This is a genomic window from Yoonia sp. (assembly GCF_965660735.1).
In the GTDB taxonomy this organism is placed as follows: domain Bacteria; phylum Pseudomonadota; class Alphaproteobacteria; order Rhodobacterales; family Rhodobacteraceae; genus Yoonia.
The window spans coordinates 53,102-69,331 of record NZ_CBFIBD010000008.1 but is presented as its reverse complement, the minus strand read 5'-3'; the positions used below and the strand labels follow the sequence as shown (position 1 = coordinate 69,331).

Genomic DNA, 16,230 nt, shown 5'->3' with positions numbered 1-16,230 from the left:
GAGGCAAAAAGATCGCTGGATTTATCCTGCGGTCTTTTTTTCCTCGGCCAGTTTCGCGGCCAGGTCGCGCGCGATGTTGAACGCACCCTGGATCTTGTCGCGTTCCTTGGACCAATCCCGGCGCACGACAATCTTGTTGTCCTTGACCTTGGCCAGCCCACGCTGGTCGTTGATGAAATCCACCAGCCCCTTGGGCGATGCGAACTTGTCGTTGTGAAACCGGATCGTCGCGCCCTTTGGCCCCGCATCAAGCTGCGAAATACCTGCGCGTTTGCACATCGCCTTGATCCGCACGACCAGCATCAGCGTGTTGACCTCACGCGGCAACTTGCCAAAACGGTCAATCAGTTCGGCGGCGAACCCTTCCAGTTCGACCTTGGTCGTCAAATCGGACAGGCGGCGGTAGAGCCCCAGTCGCACATCCAGATCGGGCACGTATTCCTCTGGGATCAGAACAGGCACGCCCAGATTGATTTGTGGTGCCCATTGGCCATCGTCCACGACACCTTCTGCCTGTCCTGACCGGATCGCGGCGATCTGGTCCTCCAGCATCTGTTGATAAAGCTCGTATCCGACCTCGCGCATCTGGCCCGATTGTTCCTCGCCCAGCAGATTGCCCGCACCGCGAATATCCAGATCCTGGCTGGCAAGGGTGAACCCCGCGCCCAGCGTATCAATCGACCCCAGCACGCGCAGGCGTTTTTGCGCGGCATCCGTCAGTTTCTGACGCGGCTTTGTCGTGAGGTAGGCATAAGCGCGGGTTTTCGACCGGCCCACGCGGCCCCTGATCTGGTAAAGCTGGCTGAGCCCGAACATATCCGCACGCCAGACGATCATCGTGTTGGCAGTCGGAATATCCAGGCCCGATTCCACAATCGTCGTGGCCAGCAGTACGTCATATTTACCGTCGTAGAAGGCGTTCATCCGGTCATCAAGCTCGCCCGCTGCCATCTGCCCCGTCGCGGTGATGAATGTCACCTCGGGGACTTCATTCTTCAGGAATTCTTCCATCTGGGGCATGTCGCTGATGCGGGGCACCACGACGAAACTTTGCCCGCCACGGTAATGTTCGCGCAACAGCGCCTCGCGCACGGTAATCGTGTCGAATTCACTGACATAGGTGCGGATCGCCAGTCGGTCGATGGGTGGCGTGCCGATGATCGACAGGTCGCGCACGCCCGACAGCGACAGTTGCAACGTGCGCGGGATCGGTGTCGCGGTGAGCGTCAGCACATGCACATCAGTGCGCAACTGCTTCAAACGTTCCTTGTGCTGAACGCCGAATTTCTGTTCTTCGTCAATAACAAGCAGGCCAAGGTTCCTGAACTTCACGGATTTCGCCAACAGGGCATGGGTGCCCACGACGATATCCACCGTGCCCTTGGTGATCCCGTCGCGGGTCCGTGCGGCATCGCGGGCCGAGACGAATTTCGACAAGGGCCGCACATTCACAGGAAAGCCCCGGAACCGTTCGGCAAATTCCTGATAATGCTGGCGGGCAAGCAGCGTGGTCGGCGCGATGATCGCCACCTGCACACCAGAAAGGGCCGCGACGAATGCGGCGCGGATCGCCACCTCTGTCTTGCCGAAACCGACATCACCGCAAATCAGCCGGTCCATCGGCTGCCCGCTGGCCAGGTCGTGCAGCACATCCTCGATTGCGGATAGCTGGTCGTCGGTTTCGACATAGGGAAAACGCGCCAGAAACTGATCCCACAACCCGTCGGGCGGATCCAGTACAGGGGCGGTGCGCAGCGCGCGTTCAGCCGCCACACGGATCAGCCGTTCGGCAATCTGGCGGATCCGTTCCTTGAGCCGCGCTTTCTTTGCCTGCCATGCACCGCCGCCCAGTTTGTCCAGAAGGCCTGCTTCATGGCCATATTTCGACAGCAGCTCGATATTTTCGACAGGCAGGTAAAGCTTGGAATTTTCGGCATATTCCAGCAGCAGACATTCATGGGCCGCGCCCAATGCCGTCACAACCTCTAGCCCGACAAAACGCCCGACCCCGTGATCGACATGCACCACCAGATCGCCGGGTGTCAGGCTGTTGGCCTCGGACAGGAAATTTTCAGCGCGGCGTTTGCGTTTTGTCTGCCGGATCAGCCGGTCACCCAGCACATCCTGTTCGGAAATCACCGTCAGGCCCGGTGCCTCGAACCCATGGTCCAGGGGCCAGACCGCCAGATGCAACCCCCGCTTCCCAACGCGGGTGAAATCCGTGACCGGGACCGCCTCGGCGATGCCTTCGTCCGCAATTAACCCTTCCAGACGTTCGCGCGCCCCTTCGGAATACGAGGCGACGACAACTGGCCCCTTTTCCATACGTGCGCGAATATGATCTGCCAAAGATGCAAAAAGATTGATCTTTTCCTGTTGGCGTTCGGGTGCAAAATCGCGCCCGATCCGCCCGCCCGCGTCAATCACCCCCGGCCCGGTCGCCTGTTTCAGCGGGGCAAATTGCAGCACCCGCTTGTCGGCAACTGCGACGGACCACGCGGCATCATCCAGATACAGCAGACCCGGAGGGGCCGGTTTATACACACTGTCCAAACGTCCCTTTTGGGACAGGGCGTGAATCCGCGTGCCATATTGGTCGGCGATACTGTCCCAGCGCGCGATCCGCTGCGGGGTCATCTGGTCGTCCAGCGTGACCGTCGCCTGCGGCAGATAGTCAAACAGGGTCTCCAGATTGTCCTGAAAGAACCCCAGCCAATGTTCGACGCCGGCGTGTTTGCGCCCTGCGCTGACAGCCTCATACAATGGATCGTCGGTGCCGGCGGCACCAAATTCGATGCGGTAGTTCTGGCGAAAACGGGTTATTGCGGCCTCGTCCAGGATCACCTCCGAAACAGGCGCCAGTTCCACCTCGGTCAGTTTTTCTGTCGTGCGCTGCGTGGCCGGATCAAACCGGCGCGCCCCGTCCAGCACATCGCCGAACAGGTCCAACCGCACCGGGCCCGACTGCCCCGGGGGATAGATGTCGATGATCCCGCCGCGCACCGCGTAATCGCCCGGTTCCATGACGGTGGGGCTTTGGGTGAATCCCATGCGCACCAGAAAATTGCGCAATGCGGCTTCGTCGACGCGGCGACCGACTGTTGCGGTAAACGCTGACTCGCGCAATACCGACCGCGCCGGCACGCGCTGGGTCGCCGCTGACAGGGTTGTCAGCAGGATAAATCGGTCCGGCATCCCATGGACAAGCGCCGCCAGCGTCGCCATGCGCGCGGCCGAGATATCGGCGTTGGGCGATACCCGGTCATAGGGCAGACAATCCCACGCAGGAAAGGTAAAGACCGGCATATCAGGTGCGAAAAAGGCCAACGCTGCCTGCATGGCGGCCAACCTTTTGTCGTCGCGCGCCACGTGCAGCACCGGTCCGCCCTTGGCAAGTTCTGCAAGGATCAGACGGGCATCGAAGCCTTCGGGCGCGCCGCTGACAGTGATATGTTTGGGATCGGCCATGCGCCAGTCACCTACCCCGCCGCAGCGGGGTGTCAAGCGCTCAAAAGGCCGGGACAGAGGAAAGGTTGTAATACATGCCATACATCGCCGTGAAAAAGATAGACACCATGGCGATGACCTGTATCCAGAACCGGAATTTCAACAGCGTGCGCGCAAGCGCCGCCCCGGTCGGTTGCGAAACCGCAAAACGCTTGCTGAGCCGAATATTCAACATCCCCACAACAGTCACCGGAAATCCCAGACAGAAAAGCCCCTGCGCCAATTCAAAGCCGTGATAAAAGCCAAGCATGGCCAGCGCGCTAAGTGAGAACGCCACAAAACCGATCAACCAGACCCCGGCAAGATCGCCGATCTTCGTCAGACGCCGCACATTGATCGCGACCAAGAGATCAAGGTCATGTGCCGCATCGCCTTCGTATCGCCTGGCCCGGAAGATCATGTCGAACGGGACGCCGATTATCCAATGGCTGACTGTTGACCAGGTGACTGCGACCGCGAGCCAATACCAGACATTTGAAAATGTGCGCGTATCGATCACTTGGAAAATTGTTTCGTTCCAGGGCAAAGGCAATGTCTTTCGCTTTTAAACAGGTTGGCGGACACTAGCCCCCCGATCCCGCCTTGCCCAGACTTGTGATGCGGGAAAATCCATGCGACCTAGATATATCGTTGCTGAAAAGGCCCACCCATGAAACCGATCCTTGCCCCCTATCCCGCCACCCGCCTGCGCCGGATGCGTCAAAGCCCTGCTCTGCGTGCGTTGGCCCGCCAGAATACCCTGACCGTCGATGACCTGATCTGGCCGGTTTTCGTGATGGACGGCAAGGACAACGAAACGCCTGTCATGTCCATGCCCGGCGTCGTCCGGCGCACGGTGGACCGGGTCGCCAGGGCCGCGGTAGAGGCGCAAAACCTTGGGATTCCAGCACTTTGCATCTTTCCCTACACCGGGATGGACGCGCGCACCGAAGACTGCGCGATGGCATGGGACCCCGACAACCTGACCAACAGATCAATCCGGGCCATCAAGGACGCCGCACCCGATATTGCGGTCATGACCGATATCGCGCTGGATCCCTATAATATCAACGGCCACGACGGGTTCGTTGAAAACGGCGAAATCGTCAACGACCGCACGGTCGATGCGCTGGTGAAAATGGCGTTGGCGCAGGCAGATGCGGGCGCCGATATTCTTGGCCCGTCCGACATGATGGACGGGCGGATCGGTGCGATCCGGGCCGCGCTTGAATCAGAGGGACACCAGAATGTCACCATCCTCAGCTATGCGGCAAAATACGCCAGCGGATTTTATGGCCCGTTTCGGGATGCGGTCGGCGCATCATCGGCGCTGACGGGCGATAAAAAGACCTATCAGATGGACCCCGGCAATTCGGACGAGGCATTGCGCCTTGTCGCGCGCGATCTGTCCGAAGGCGCTGATATGGTCATGGTCAAACCCGGCATGCCCTATCTGGATATCTGTCGCCGGGTCAAGGACAGCTTTGGCGTGCCGACCTATGCCTATCAGGTGTCGGGCGAATACGCGATGTTGCAGGCCGCCGCCCAGAACGGCTGGCTGGATGGGGATAAGGTCATGATGGAAAGCCTGCTGGGCTTTAAACGGGCCGGTTGCGATGGCATCCTGACCTATTTCGCCCCGGCAGCGGCGCGGCTGCTGAACGATCAGTAATGCGACGATCGGCGGTTCGCCCCTAAAGTCCAATCCGAGGCGTGACAGCCATGTAGGTTTCGCCTATATTTCGGCGCATAAGAGGCGTTAAAGCCTCACTCAGATAAATAAGGCGGACAATATCATGAGCAGTTTCTCACGGCGTCATTTTGCGCTTGGCGCATTGGCTACAACAACACTTGCCGCTTGCGGTAACGGGATAGGCGGCGCAGGCGCGGCCACCATTGATGCGCGCGTCGATAGCACGCTTGATTTCATGTATCGGACCTATCCGGGCACACGTGATCTGGCGGACCGGGCCGCAGGCATGTTCATCATGCCGCTGATAACCGAAGCAGGGCTTGGGTTTGGCGGGTCATACGGGCGCGGGGCACTGCGCGTCGGGGGCACGACGGTTGACTATTATTCGGTCACATCGGGCAGCGCCGGGCTTCAGATCGGGGCGCAGCAATATAGTTATGTCCTGTTCTTCATGACAAACGAGGCGCTGATGGAATTCCGTCGCTCGCAGGGGTGGGCGGCAGGGGCCGATATTGAATATGTGCTGAACGATCAGGGCGAAACACTGCGCGCGGAAACCACGACGTCGCTTTCGCCGGTGATTGCGGTCCTGTTTGCGCAAACCGGCCTGCGGCTGGGCGCAACGCTGGAAGGCACCAAATACACACGCATCATCCCCTGAAGCCACGGTCAGCCCATGACGACTTCCATCGGGACCGCTGCACGCAGCCGGTCCCGGTCCGTCGCGAATGGCATGGTCTGCAACGCGTTTTCAAAACTTTGCTGCGCCAGTTTCAACGCAGCCTGCGATAACGCACCGTCGGGATGACGGGCCAGATACGATAATGATTTATTCAAGGCTATCTGCACCTCGATCAGACCGGCACCATCACGGGCAATCGGCGCAAAACCGTCTTCGATCATGTCTGCCGCCGCCAGCGGTCGCACCCACAGGCGTGGGTGCACAATCGACTTGGCGTCGCTGTGCAATTCATCGACATAGCTGTCGAAAATACGCGCAATCCGGCCCAGCACATCAATCGCGGTGCCAGGGTCGTTGATCCCCGGCGACAGCGCGCGCGACCCGATCTCACTCAGGACCACCAGCCCGAACCGGGGATCCTGTTCAAAGGTCCGCACATCACCGACCCCGATATTGCGGCGCAGGACCTTTTCGGATTTGTCGTTCAGTGTGCTTAGATACGCGATCACGTCACCCTGATGGACAAACCGCCCGACGGGTGCGTTGATATAGATGTCCAGGTCCTGCTCTTGGGCCAGTTCCGAAAGCGCACCTTCAAAGATATACTGGATATAGCCGGTCTGGTCGCTGCAAAGGGGCACGGCATCTGCCGGGATCGTGTCGTCATTGTACAACGGATTGGCCCCCAGACATGGCTTGGCCGTCCGCGTCCGCATCGCAGCCAGCGTGCGCTGTTCAACCCGGCGGGTGGCATCAATCAGGCTGCCCAGTGTCTGTAAATACACAATCCAGCGAACAATCGCGATGATGATCAGGACCAGCACCAGGATCGTAAAGAAAAACAGGACCACGATCTGGCCCTCTGAAAAGGCGGCCGAGTTCAGCAGGATGATAGAGCCGAGCGCATAGATATAGGCGCCCACCAGCGTGGCCAGCGTGTTTTGCATTGTCTGATCATCCAGCATCAGCCGATGCACCCGGGGCGACCATTGCCCCGATACCGACCGGAACACCGTTACCACCACCGTCATGGAAAACGTCGTGACGGCCAGCATCGAGTTGGCGATGATCTGCAACAGGGTTTCGACCGAACCTGCACCGATGGCCTGACTGGACCCGGCGGGCAGTTGTGGTGACACAAGCTGCGCGACCGCGATGGCCACCAGGCTTAGCACGCCGATCAGCGCGATCCGCACCCACAGCCGGTTCAGCATGTGGATCAGCTTGCGCACCGGTGTTGTGTCCATGACCGTTTCAAGCCACGTTTGCAGAATGGAAATCATCGTTGCCTCCTGCGGAATTGCCCGACCTTTAACGCACAAACACAAGGCCGGTTCAAAACTTTTGTCAGATCGCAGAAATACGATGACAAGTGTCACAAGGGGTGCAAGGTGCAGCGGCACGTTTCGCGGTGCTGGCATGATGCGAAAAAAGGAGACCCAACATGCAAGCCACCACCTGTGTCGCGGTTATCGGTTGCGGTGGTGTTGTCGCCTCTGTCGTGCCTCATTTGATCAAACCGGTCTGGTCACGACATCCTTGTTCGACCCAGAAGGCATGGTGATGTGCCAATGATCCCGATCCTGATCCTTGCTGCGGGCGGGTCCAGCCGGATGCGCGGGGCCGACAAGCTGCTGGAGCCTGTATGCGGTGTGCCGCTGCTGCGGGTCCAGGCGGAACGGGCGCTGGCAACCGGGCATCCGGTATTTATCGCCCTGCCCCGCGCTGATCATCCACGTGCGGCAGCGCTGGACGGGCTTGATGTGACGATCCTTTCCGTGCCGCAGGCCGCCGAAGGCATGTCAGGCACCATGCGCGGCGCGATAGCGCAACTGCCTGATGCGCCGGCCTTCATGATGTTGCTGGCTGATTTGGTGGCGATCGACACGGCAGATATGCAGACCGTCATGGCAGCCTGCAAAGACCATCCGGAAAACCTGATTTGGCGAGGGGCCACGACGACAGGCAGACCGGGCCATCCCATTATTTTTGACGCAAGCTTGCGGCCCGCCTTTCAGGGGTTGCAAGGTGACACAGGCGGCGATCCGATAGTCCGGCCATTGGCGGATCACACATGTCTTGTCCCGCTGCCCGAAAACCGGGCACGCCTTGACCTTGATACGCCCGAAGACTGGCAGGTATGGCGCGCGCGATGATCAGGTCAGCAGCGCCGCTTCGTGCCGTTTCAATGATCCGCGAGCCGCGCGATAATCAGTCACGCCTTGCTTCGTGGCAAGTTCGGGAAAAAGCGCAAATATTTCCGCGCGTTGCGCCTCGCCGACCCCGCGCAAGGTATAATCACCGGGCTGGAAACTTTCTGACCAGGCGCCATCAGCCAGGATAACCTCGTGATTATTGAACATGAAATGGACGTAGGTCACCCCCGGAACATCTACAATGTCGATGCCATCGCGATGTGTCAGGTGTTTGGCTGCGACCAGCACCTCACTCTGTCCGAAATAAAGCTCGGCCAGTTCTGAAACGATCAATATGCGGTGGTTGGGCGACACCAGCATGTCGCGGACAGGAACGCCGTTGCCAAGCGCGCCCGCGTCGATCCGAACGGGGCGCAATTCAGGTGCGATAATAAGATTTGCATGGCTGACCGCCTTTCTGCCGGCCCAGACAATCGTCTGAATGCCGTTGTCGCGGGTTTGCACACGGTCCCCTACCGTCAGGTTTTCAACCAGCCGCGCACCTTGCGGGGTCGCGATCAGGGTGCCGGGGGTGAAACATGGGATGACATTCTCGATCTGGGAAAACGTCAGCGTGGTGCCGTTCAGGAAAGTGACTGTGCCAGCCTCGGGGTCACCAGGTTCGTAGGTGATGAAATCCACGTCACTACCGGTCAGGTCAAGGACGTCGATGTCGTTGCCATCGGCATCTTCACCGCCAAAAATCACGTCTCCGGCTGTGCCGCCAAGAATGGTATCTGACCCGCTTTGCGCATAGATCAGATCAGCGCCGTCACCACCGATGATGGTGTCGTCGTTGTCGTCGGTGGGATTGATGATCGTATAATTCAGATTATCAAGTGCGGCTTTACCCTCAAGCGTGACCTCCATGCGGGACACGCCGGCAACATTGATCGTCTGGGTAAATACGGTGTTCCTGTCGCCATCCGGCACGTTGATCTGGCTGATCTGGTTGCCGTTTTCATCAAAAAACCGGATCGTCGTGTCCCTGTTTCGACCGATAAAATCCAGGCTGTTGATCGTGGTCGGACCGGTAAATTCAAACAGAAACGTGCCACCGTCATTGTCAACGTCCGGTTCCGTCGGATCATTGTCCTTCGAAAGGATCAGGGCGTTTCCGGCTGTCGATGTTTCCAGGCTGTTTTCTTCGCTGTCGTCATTGGCGGTGTCAAAGATCATCGTCGGATTGTCTGGATTCATGCTCGAAATCCGGACGCCGTTTTCAATGAACTGCGCGTTGACCAGATCCCCCGCGTTCAGCGCATTGAAATCAAGGGTTCCGTCGAATGCAGGGCTGTCGCCATAAATGATGTCGGCGCCATCACCGCCGTCGATCGTGTCGCCGCCATCGCCACCGATCACCAGATCGTCACCCGAACCCGCAACGATGGTATCATCACCGTCACCGGCCAGAATGACGTCATCCTGTGGTGCAGCACCGGGCAGTATTGCATCGCCATTGTCGACCCTGTCTTCTTCGGGGTCGCCTGCATATGCAATATCGATCACATCATCGCCGGGCGTCCCCTCGACATAGCCGTCCAGCGGACCAAAGGTTTCGAATGTGATGTCACTCAGGCCGACGGTGCCTGAATCCTCCGGGCCGCCATCGTTGTCATAAATCACTTGAAGGCTGACAATCGGGCCGGCGATATTCACCGTGACACTGTCGGCCGCGCCCACCGTTTCAACACCAGGCGACACGTTATCATTCGTGTTCAGGACATTTCCGCTGACTTGATGGTGAAAGGCCAGATCGCTGAACGACACCGGAACCTGATTGCCTGCCGAATCCAGCGCGATAATCGTGATCTGATCATCCCAACCGCCGGCAGAGGCATCGACATCGAAAAGTTCAAAGGAAATATTCCGGACCGGTTCATCGAACGCTAGGCTGACGACGGTCGGGTCAGAGACGTTGCGGGCCTGCAGGCCGACAACCCCGCCGCCGAAGTTTTCGACAGACCAGCTCTCACCTCTGTTGCGGGGTGTCGACACATCGACCACCACGCGGTCGCCAGATGAATCAAGCCTGTTATCGCCATCAATATCCGCGTTCGACCAATCAAGAGTAAAGACTGCCATCGTTAACCTTAAGTTCTTCTTTTTTTTAGCCAAGACCCCCGAAAAGCGCAGAGAACAACCAAAGTTATTCTGCCCAGTCACCAGGGTTGGATTGCGATGCGCGATCACAGCCCAAATTCATTAATCCTTCGAAGAGTTGATTTCCCCCACACCGCTTCGGGGATGGAAATAACGTCAGCTGCCTCGACATGCTCTGCTACAGATTATTATCGTCCTTGCCATATAGATGGAAAGTACAATCGTTATCTTAAATTAACATTGGAAAAACCAAGCGAAAACCTACCCTTTAGGCAAGGCGAGACGAGAATTTCATCCTGTTTGCCGGGACTTAGGCGAATTTCAGCCATAACTTTGCCCCAAACGAAACGAATCAGATGGGGATTGTTGGCTGGCTGCCGCGCCTGTTTGCCCCGGTCTAATGCGATCATGCTGGCCCCAATATCAGGGCAATCGCGCCGTTTTGCATTGCGCATCGGACACCTGGACAGTGGCACTGACTGCACTTGCGCGGTGGGACGCAGAAAACCATAGTTTTCTGGATAAACGAAAGTCGCTTGGTGCCGATGGAGAGACTCGAACTCTCACGATGTTGCCATCGGGGGATTTTGAATCCCCTGCGTCTACCATTCCGCCACATCGGCCCGTGCGTTTGTCCTAATCCGGTGCGCCAGCGGCGTCAATCCGACTTTACGGGAAATCCACACGCTTGACGGCGCGGGCCGGTCATGGCCTAACCCCCGCAAACCATGGGAAAGAACCCGACATGCTGCGCCGCCTTTATGACTGGACCTTATCACTGGCCCGATCACCCCACGCACTTTGGGCGCTGGCAATTGTCGCGTTCATTGAATCGTCGTTCTTTCCGATCCCGCCCGATGTGCTGATGATTCCAATGATCATTGCACGGCCAAGCCGGGCGTTCATGATCGCGGCGGTCGCCACGGTTGCATCCGTGCTGGGGGGGCTTTTGGGCTACTATATCGGCTATGGACTGTATGAGAGCGTGGGGCGGCCGGTGCTGGAATTTTACGGCAAGGGCGACGGCTTTGCCGAATTTGCGCTATGGTATAACACCTATGGCGCTTGGGCGGTGCTGATCGCCGGGGTCACGCCGTTTCCGTTCAAGGTGATCACCATCGCGTCGGGGGTCACGCAACTGTCATTTCCGGTTTTCGTGATTTCATCCATCATCGCGCGGGGCTTGCGGTTCTTCATCGTCGCGGCGCTGCTGTGGAAATTCGGGGCGCCGATCCGCGATTTCATCGAACGGCGCCTCGGGCTGGTTTTCATTCTCTTTTGCCTGCTGTTGTTCGGCGGTTTCGCACTTGTGGGGGTCTTATGACACGTAACCTGATGATCACGCTGGCCGCTGGCGGGTCTGCGGCACTTTTGGCCGGGGCCTATCTGTTTCAGGCGCTGGGATATCCGCCCTGCGCGATGTGCCTGTGGCAACGCTGGCCGCATTTTGCAGCGATTGCGATCGGGCTGCTGGCGTTGAAAATTCCCGGTCGGCTGCTGCCGCTGCTTGGCGCCGGTGCCGCCGGAACAACCGGCGCGATCGGCGTTTATCACACCGGCGTCGAACGCGACTGGTGGGAAGGCCCGACCAGCTGCACCGGCAATGGCGGGCTTGAGGGGCTGACGGGCAGCGACCTGTTGGCGATCGAAGGGCCGCGCGTGGTGTTGTGCGATCAGGTCAGTTGGGAATTCCTGACGTTGTCGATGGCAAGCTGGAACGCGATACTGTCGTTCGACCTGATGGTGGGCTGGCTGATTGCCGTGGCACTTAGCGCCGGGTGGACAGCAAAAGGTTCGTTTCGGACCGGCTGACACCGTCCAACCTGCGGATGGCGCTGAGCACCTGATCGAACCCTTCCAACGTATCCGTGCCGATTTCAGCGATCAGATCCCATGTGCCATTGGTGGAATGGACGGTCTGCACCTGCGGCATGGACAAGAGCGCGCGCACGACCTTATCCGCCCCGCGCCCCGCGATTTCCAGCATCATCAGCCCGCGCACCGCATGTGGGCGCACGTCAGATCGGGTTTGCACGGTAAAGCCCACGATCTCACCCCCTGCGACAAGCCGGTCCATCCGGCTGCGCAATGTGCTGCGGGTGACGCCCAGTTCGGCGGCCAGATCAGACAGCGACGCCCGCCCGTTGCGCCGCAGCGCCGCGATCAAACGATTATCCAGTTTGTCCATTTGCACTATCCAAATCGTAACATTTACCTACATATTGCACAATTTGCCGGCTTACCCCATCCCGCAATTCGCGCAATATTGCCGGCATGACACAAAAACACATCATCCTGATTGGCGCCCCCGTGGACTGTGGCAAACGCCGCCGCGGTTGTTTGATGGGGCCTGACGCCTTCCGCACAGCCGGTCTGGCCGAGGCGATGACCGCGCTTGGCCACACCGTTGAAGACATCGGCAACCTTGCCCCCAAACCGGTCACCGTGACGCCTGCAAAAAATCCGCTGGTGCATGAACTGGCGGAAAACGTCGGCTGGACGCATACGCTGATGGACGCCGCACAGAACGCCGCCCCAAAAGGGATGCCCATTTTCATGGGGGGCGATCATGCGCTGGCCGCAGGCACCGTGGCGGGCATGGCGGCCCATGCGCAGGCACAGGACCGCCCGTTCTTTGCGCTTTGGCTGGATGCGCACAGCGATATCCACACACCCGAAACCACCGACAGCGGCAACCTGCACGGCACACCTGTGGGCTATGTCACCGGACGGCCGGGTTTTGATGCCTACCCGCCCCTGCCCGCCCGCGTGGATCCCGCCAATATCTGCATGATCGGTCTGCGGTCCGTGGATGCGGCCGAACATGCGGTGCTGGACGATGGCGATGTGATGCTGGTGGATATGCGGATGATCGACGAAGAAGGCATCAGCGCGCCATTGCAGACCTTCCTTGACAAGGTCGCAGCCGTGAACGGCATGCTGCATGTGTCGCTTGATGTGGATTTCCTTGATCCGTCCGTCGCACCCGCCGTGGGCACGACCGTGCCCGGCGGTGCCACCGTCCGCGAGGGGCATCTGGTGATGGAAATGCTGTCGGATTCAGGGCTTGTGACCTCGCTCGACCTCGTTGAACTGAACCCTTTTCTTGATAACCGGGGCGAAACGGCCAACCTGATGGTTGACCTGACCGCATCCCTTTTGGGCCGCCGCGTGTTCGACCGCCCCACACGGAGCTTCAAATGAGCCTCAAAGCATCACACAAGGCCATGGTGCCTTTCGTCAGCGTCGATAACATGATGCGTCTGGTCAATCATATCGGGATCGAGACTTTCCTTGCCGATCTGGCCCGCGCGATCGAGGCTGATTTCATCCGCTGGGACCTGTTCGACAAGACCGCGCGCGTCGGATCGCATTCGGATGTCGGTGTGATCGAGTTGATGCCGACGGCGGATACCGAATTTTACGGGTTCAAATACGTCAACGGCCACCCCAAGAACATGCGCGAAGGCTTGCAAACAGTGACTGCCTTTGGCGTTCTGTCGGATGTCTATACCGGATATCCGGTGCTGTTTTCGGAAATGACGGTGCTGACTGCCCTGCGCACCGGGGCCACGTCAGCGGTGGCGACGAAACATCTGGCCCGGCCGGACGCGCGCACCATGGCGATGATCGGCAACGGTGCGCAGTCGGAATTCCAATGCCTCGCGATCAAGGCTGTCTGCGGGATCGACAACATCCGGCTATATGACATCGACAGCGCCGCGACCGAAAAATGCATGCGCAACCTTGCCGGGCTTGGGTTCACGATCACCGCTTGCGATAGCCCCGAGCAGGCGATCGAAGGCGCCGATGTGATCACCGTGGCCACCGCTGACAAGGACGTGCAGACGATCCTGACCGACAATATGGTCGGTGCCGGCGTCCACATCAACGCCATCGGCGGCGACTGTCCCGGCAAGACCGAACTGCACCGTGATATCGTGGCGCGGGCATCGGTCTTTGTGGAATATCCGCCGCAGACGCGGATCGAGGGGGAAATTCAGCAGATGCCCGCCGATCATCCTGTCACGGAACTGTGGCATGTGATTTCCGGCACGGCACGGGGGCGGCAGTCTGCGTCAGAGGTGACGCTGTTCGACGGTGTCGGTTTCGCGATCGAGGATTTCAGCGCCCTGCGCTATGTCCACGACCAGATCCGCGACACGCCTTATTACATTGATCTGGATATGATCGCGGACCCTGACGATCCGCGCGATCTGTTCGGAATGATCAAGCGGGCAGGCTAAACCCAGCCTGCCTGCCGTAGCGCAAAGACCAGCACGCAAAAGCCCAGGGCGACCACCAGCAACCGGACAGTCAGGGTGACGCGCTGGCGCAGTGGTGTGCGGCGGAACGGATCAATCATAATCGAACCTTTCCGACAGAATACGCCGTGCGGAAACGCCACGCGCGATCAGGTCATGTTCGACGCTGTCCATCATGGCGGGCGGACCGCAAAGCAGAAACACCCAGGTGTCGCATTGTTCCTGGGTAAACAGCCGGCCCAGCAAGGTGGCATCAATAATTCCTGTTTCCCCGTCCCAGTCATCGGGCGGATCTGACAGAATGATCGTTGTATTTTCACCTGACAATTCGTCTTTGAAAACGACGTCGGCAGCCTTTGACGCGCCATAGATCATCCTGACCTCACGGGGGTCATCCGTCATGCGCATTTCGCGCAATATTCCCAGCAGTGGGGCGACCCCGACACCACCAGCGATCAGGGCGACGCCCGGTTCACTGCGCCCCGTGATCGTCAGGGTGCCAAATGGCCCGTCGATATAGGCCCGCGTGCCCGGCGCAATCTGTCCGACAGTCCGGGTGAAATCGCCAAATTCCTTGATCAGGAACGACACTTCAGGTCCGGCAGCAGGGGCAGATGCGATGGAAAACGGATTTTCGTGCAGGGAAAATGCGCTGTGGCCGACGTTCAGCCAGGCAAATTGTCCGGCCTTGTAATCCAGTCCCGCGTGACCGTCAGGTGCCAAGGTGACTGACCATTGACGCGGGGCCACCGGCACAACGCCTTGCAATCTCCATGGGCGCTTGCGCTCCCGCAACGGTGCCAGCAGATACACATGCACCAGCGTGGCGACGGCCGCTGTTGTCATCAGGTACCAATACCATGCCACGGGCAGCGCGTCGGCATAGCGACCGACCCGGATTGTATGCACCAGCAGCATCATGACAATCAGCGCCGCCCCCAACCCGTGCAACCACCGCCAGTGTTCATAGGTCTGTGGTGTCTGCTTGCGATAGATCGCGAAAATGACAAAGGTTGGCAACAAGATGAACGCCGCAATACCAGCCGATAGACCCAGCATATCGGTGGACAGCGTCAATTGCCGTGTCGCATCCCACGGGCGCGGCCCACCCGCTGGCGCGCCGCCATAAAGAAACGGATGCAACAGCGCAAAGCCAAGTGCGGCGCGCCCCATGCCCTGATGCAGGCGCATCGTCACATCCATGCCGATTTGGTTGGACACAGTCTTGAACCGTCCCGACAGCACGAATTCCACCAGAATGACGGCAAATGCCACCATCCCCAACCCTGATGCGATATCGTGCATGACCGGGCGGGGCGGACCGCCGTAGACCGCAGACAGCGCCAGTGGCAGGACCAGCAGCAGGCCGTAAAGTGCGAAAAGAGCAAACAGTTTCATGCCGGCTTTCTAGCTGTGGCGCTGACTCTTGCACTTGATTTGTCACAATCTGCGCCGATTAATGATAATGGAATTCGCCTGTCACATGCCGCCATTCGCCGGGGCTGATCAGCTTGCGATGCACAAAGCGGACCGAATGCAGCGGCCCATCCAGTTTTTCCTGCCAAAAGCCGATGAATTTCAGCAGCTTGTCATGATCCGGGGCCAGGTCGTAATCCTGCCAGACGAACGTGTTCAGCACGCTGGGGTGGTCGGGCATCCGGTAATACATTTCCGCAGTGGTCAGGCCGTAGCCTTTCATCATCAATTCGGTCTCTGTTGGCATTGCGCACCTCTTCGTTTCTTGATCTTATAGTGGAAGGATGCCGCGTTGATAAACTTTGTCAACAAAAACAATCTGTTATCAAT

Annotated in this window: 15 protein-coding genes and 1 tRNA gene; 7 read left to right on the top strand and 9 right to left on the bottom strand. The window is 58.9% G+C overall.

Annotated features, from left to right (window positions below):
* Positions 1-21 precede the first annotated feature (21 nt).
* A complete protein-coding gene (mfd, locus tag ACTG4B_RS05480; RefSeq protein ID WP_439154681.1) occupies positions 22-3,468 on the bottom strand; it encodes a transcription-repair coupling factor in 3,447 nt (1,148 codons plus the stop codon).
* A gap of 40 nt (positions 3,469-3,508) precedes the next feature.
* Positions 3,509-4,033, bottom strand: a complete 525-nt coding sequence (locus tag ACTG4B_RS05475) for a hypothetical protein (protein ID WP_439154680.1) — start codon at positions 4,031-4,033, stop codon at positions 3,509-3,511.
* A gap of 123 nt (positions 4,034-4,156) precedes the next feature.
* On the opposite strand from ACTG4B_RS05475, the gene hemB reads away from it, so the two are divergent.
* Together hemB and ACTG4B_RS05465 are read left to right on the top strand one after the other, a co-directional pair.
* Positions 4,157-5,158: a porphobilinogen synthase gene (hemB, locus tag ACTG4B_RS05470; protein ID WP_439154679.1), complete on the top strand. Its 1,002-nt coding sequence runs from the start codon at positions 4,157-4,159 to the stop codon at positions 5,156-5,158.
* A 124-nt stretch (positions 5,159-5,282) separates the two neighbouring features.
* Positions 5,283-5,840, top strand: coding sequence for a YSC84-related protein (locus ACTG4B_RS05465; RefSeq protein ID WP_439154678.1), 558 nt, complete (start codon positions 5,283-5,285; stop codon positions 5,838-5,840).
* A gap of 8 nt (positions 5,841-5,848) precedes the next feature.
* Here the strand turns inward: ACTG4B_RS05465 and ACTG4B_RS05460 are convergent, their stop codons facing one another.
* Positions 5,849-7,144, bottom strand: coding sequence for a DUF2254 domain-containing protein (locus ACTG4B_RS05460; RefSeq protein WP_439154677.1), 1,296 nt, complete (start codon positions 7,142-7,144; stop codon positions 5,849-5,851).
* Positions 7,145-7,432: 288 nt separating this feature from the next.
* Here ACTG4B_RS05460 and ACTG4B_RS05455 point away from each other — a divergent pair, with 288 nt between their 5' ends.
* On the top strand, positions 7,433-8,017 hold the full coding sequence (locus ACTG4B_RS05455; RefSeq protein WP_439154676.1) for a nucleotidyltransferase family protein: 585 nt from the start codon (positions 7,433-7,435) through the stop codon (positions 8,015-8,017).
* On the opposite strand, the gene ACTG4B_RS05450 is transcribed toward ACTG4B_RS05455, so the two are convergent.
* Both ACTG4B_RS05450 and ACTG4B_RS05445 read right to left on the bottom strand, forming a co-directional pair.
* Positions 8,018-10,141, bottom strand: coding sequence for a Hint domain-containing protein (locus ACTG4B_RS05450; RefSeq protein ID WP_439154675.1), 2,124 nt, complete (start codon positions 10,139-10,141; stop codon positions 8,018-8,020).
* Between the two features lie 555 nt (positions 10,142-10,696).
* A tRNA-Leu gene (locus ACTG4B_RS05445) sits at positions 10,697-10,782 on the bottom strand.
* A 122-nt stretch (positions 10,783-10,904) separates the two neighbouring features.
* On the opposite strand from ACTG4B_RS05445, the gene ACTG4B_RS05440 reads away from it, so the two are divergent.
* Positions 10,905-11,483, top strand: coding sequence for a YqaA family protein (locus tag ACTG4B_RS05440; protein WP_439154674.1), 579 nt, complete (start codon positions 10,905-10,907; stop codon positions 11,481-11,483).
* Complete coding sequence (locus ACTG4B_RS05435; protein WP_439154673.1) at positions 11,480-11,971, top strand: disulfide bond formation protein B; 492 nt, start codon at positions 11,480-11,482, stop codon at positions 11,969-11,971. Before ACTG4B_RS05440 ends, ACTG4B_RS05435 begins: the two co-directional genes overlap by 4 nt.
* Here ACTG4B_RS05435 and ACTG4B_RS05430 read toward each other — a convergent pair.
* Positions 11,928-12,347: an Lrp/AsnC family transcriptional regulator gene (locus ACTG4B_RS05430; protein ID WP_439154672.1), complete on the bottom strand. Its 420-nt coding sequence runs from the start codon at positions 12,345-12,347 to the stop codon at positions 11,928-11,930. The genes ACTG4B_RS05435 and ACTG4B_RS05430 overlap by 44 nt on opposite strands.
* An 86-nt stretch (positions 12,348-12,433) precedes the next feature.
* Between ACTG4B_RS05430 and rocF the strand changes: the two genes are divergently transcribed.
* Positions 12,434-13,363, top strand: coding sequence for an arginase (gene rocF, locus ACTG4B_RS05425; RefSeq protein WP_439154671.1), 930 nt, complete (start codon positions 12,434-12,436; stop codon positions 13,361-13,363).
* Complete coding sequence (locus ACTG4B_RS05420) at positions 13,360-14,406, top strand: ornithine cyclodeaminase (RefSeq protein ID WP_439154670.1); 1,047 nt, start codon at positions 13,360-13,362, stop codon at positions 14,404-14,406. The genes rocF and ACTG4B_RS05420 overlap by 4 nt, the downstream gene beginning before the upstream one ends.
* On the opposite strand, the gene ACTG4B_RS05415 is transcribed toward ACTG4B_RS05420, so the two are convergent.
* Genes ACTG4B_RS05415 through ACTG4B_RS05405 form a run of 3 tightly spaced genes read right to left on the bottom strand, consistent with a single transcriptional unit; the run spans position 14,403 to position 16,147 of the window.
* Entirely contained in the window at positions 14,403-14,525 is a 123-nt protein-coding gene (locus ACTG4B_RS05415) for a hypothetical protein (protein ID WP_439154669.1), read from the bottom strand. The two genes, ACTG4B_RS05420 and ACTG4B_RS05415, sit on opposite strands and share 4 nt — an antisense overlap.
* Positions 14,518-15,822 carry a ferredoxin reductase family protein gene (locus ACTG4B_RS05410; RefSeq protein WP_439154668.1) on the bottom strand — a complete coding sequence of 435 codons (1,305 nt, stop codon included), beginning with the start codon at positions 15,820-15,822 and terminating at the stop codon, positions 14,518-14,520. The genes ACTG4B_RS05415 and ACTG4B_RS05410 overlap by 8 nt, the downstream gene beginning before the upstream one ends.
* A 58-nt stretch (positions 15,823-15,880) precedes the next feature.
* Positions 15,881-16,147, bottom strand: a complete 267-nt coding sequence (locus ACTG4B_RS05405; RefSeq protein WP_439154667.1) for an usg protein — start codon at positions 16,145-16,147, stop codon at positions 15,881-15,883.
* Positions 16,148-16,230: the final 83 nt, after the last annotated feature.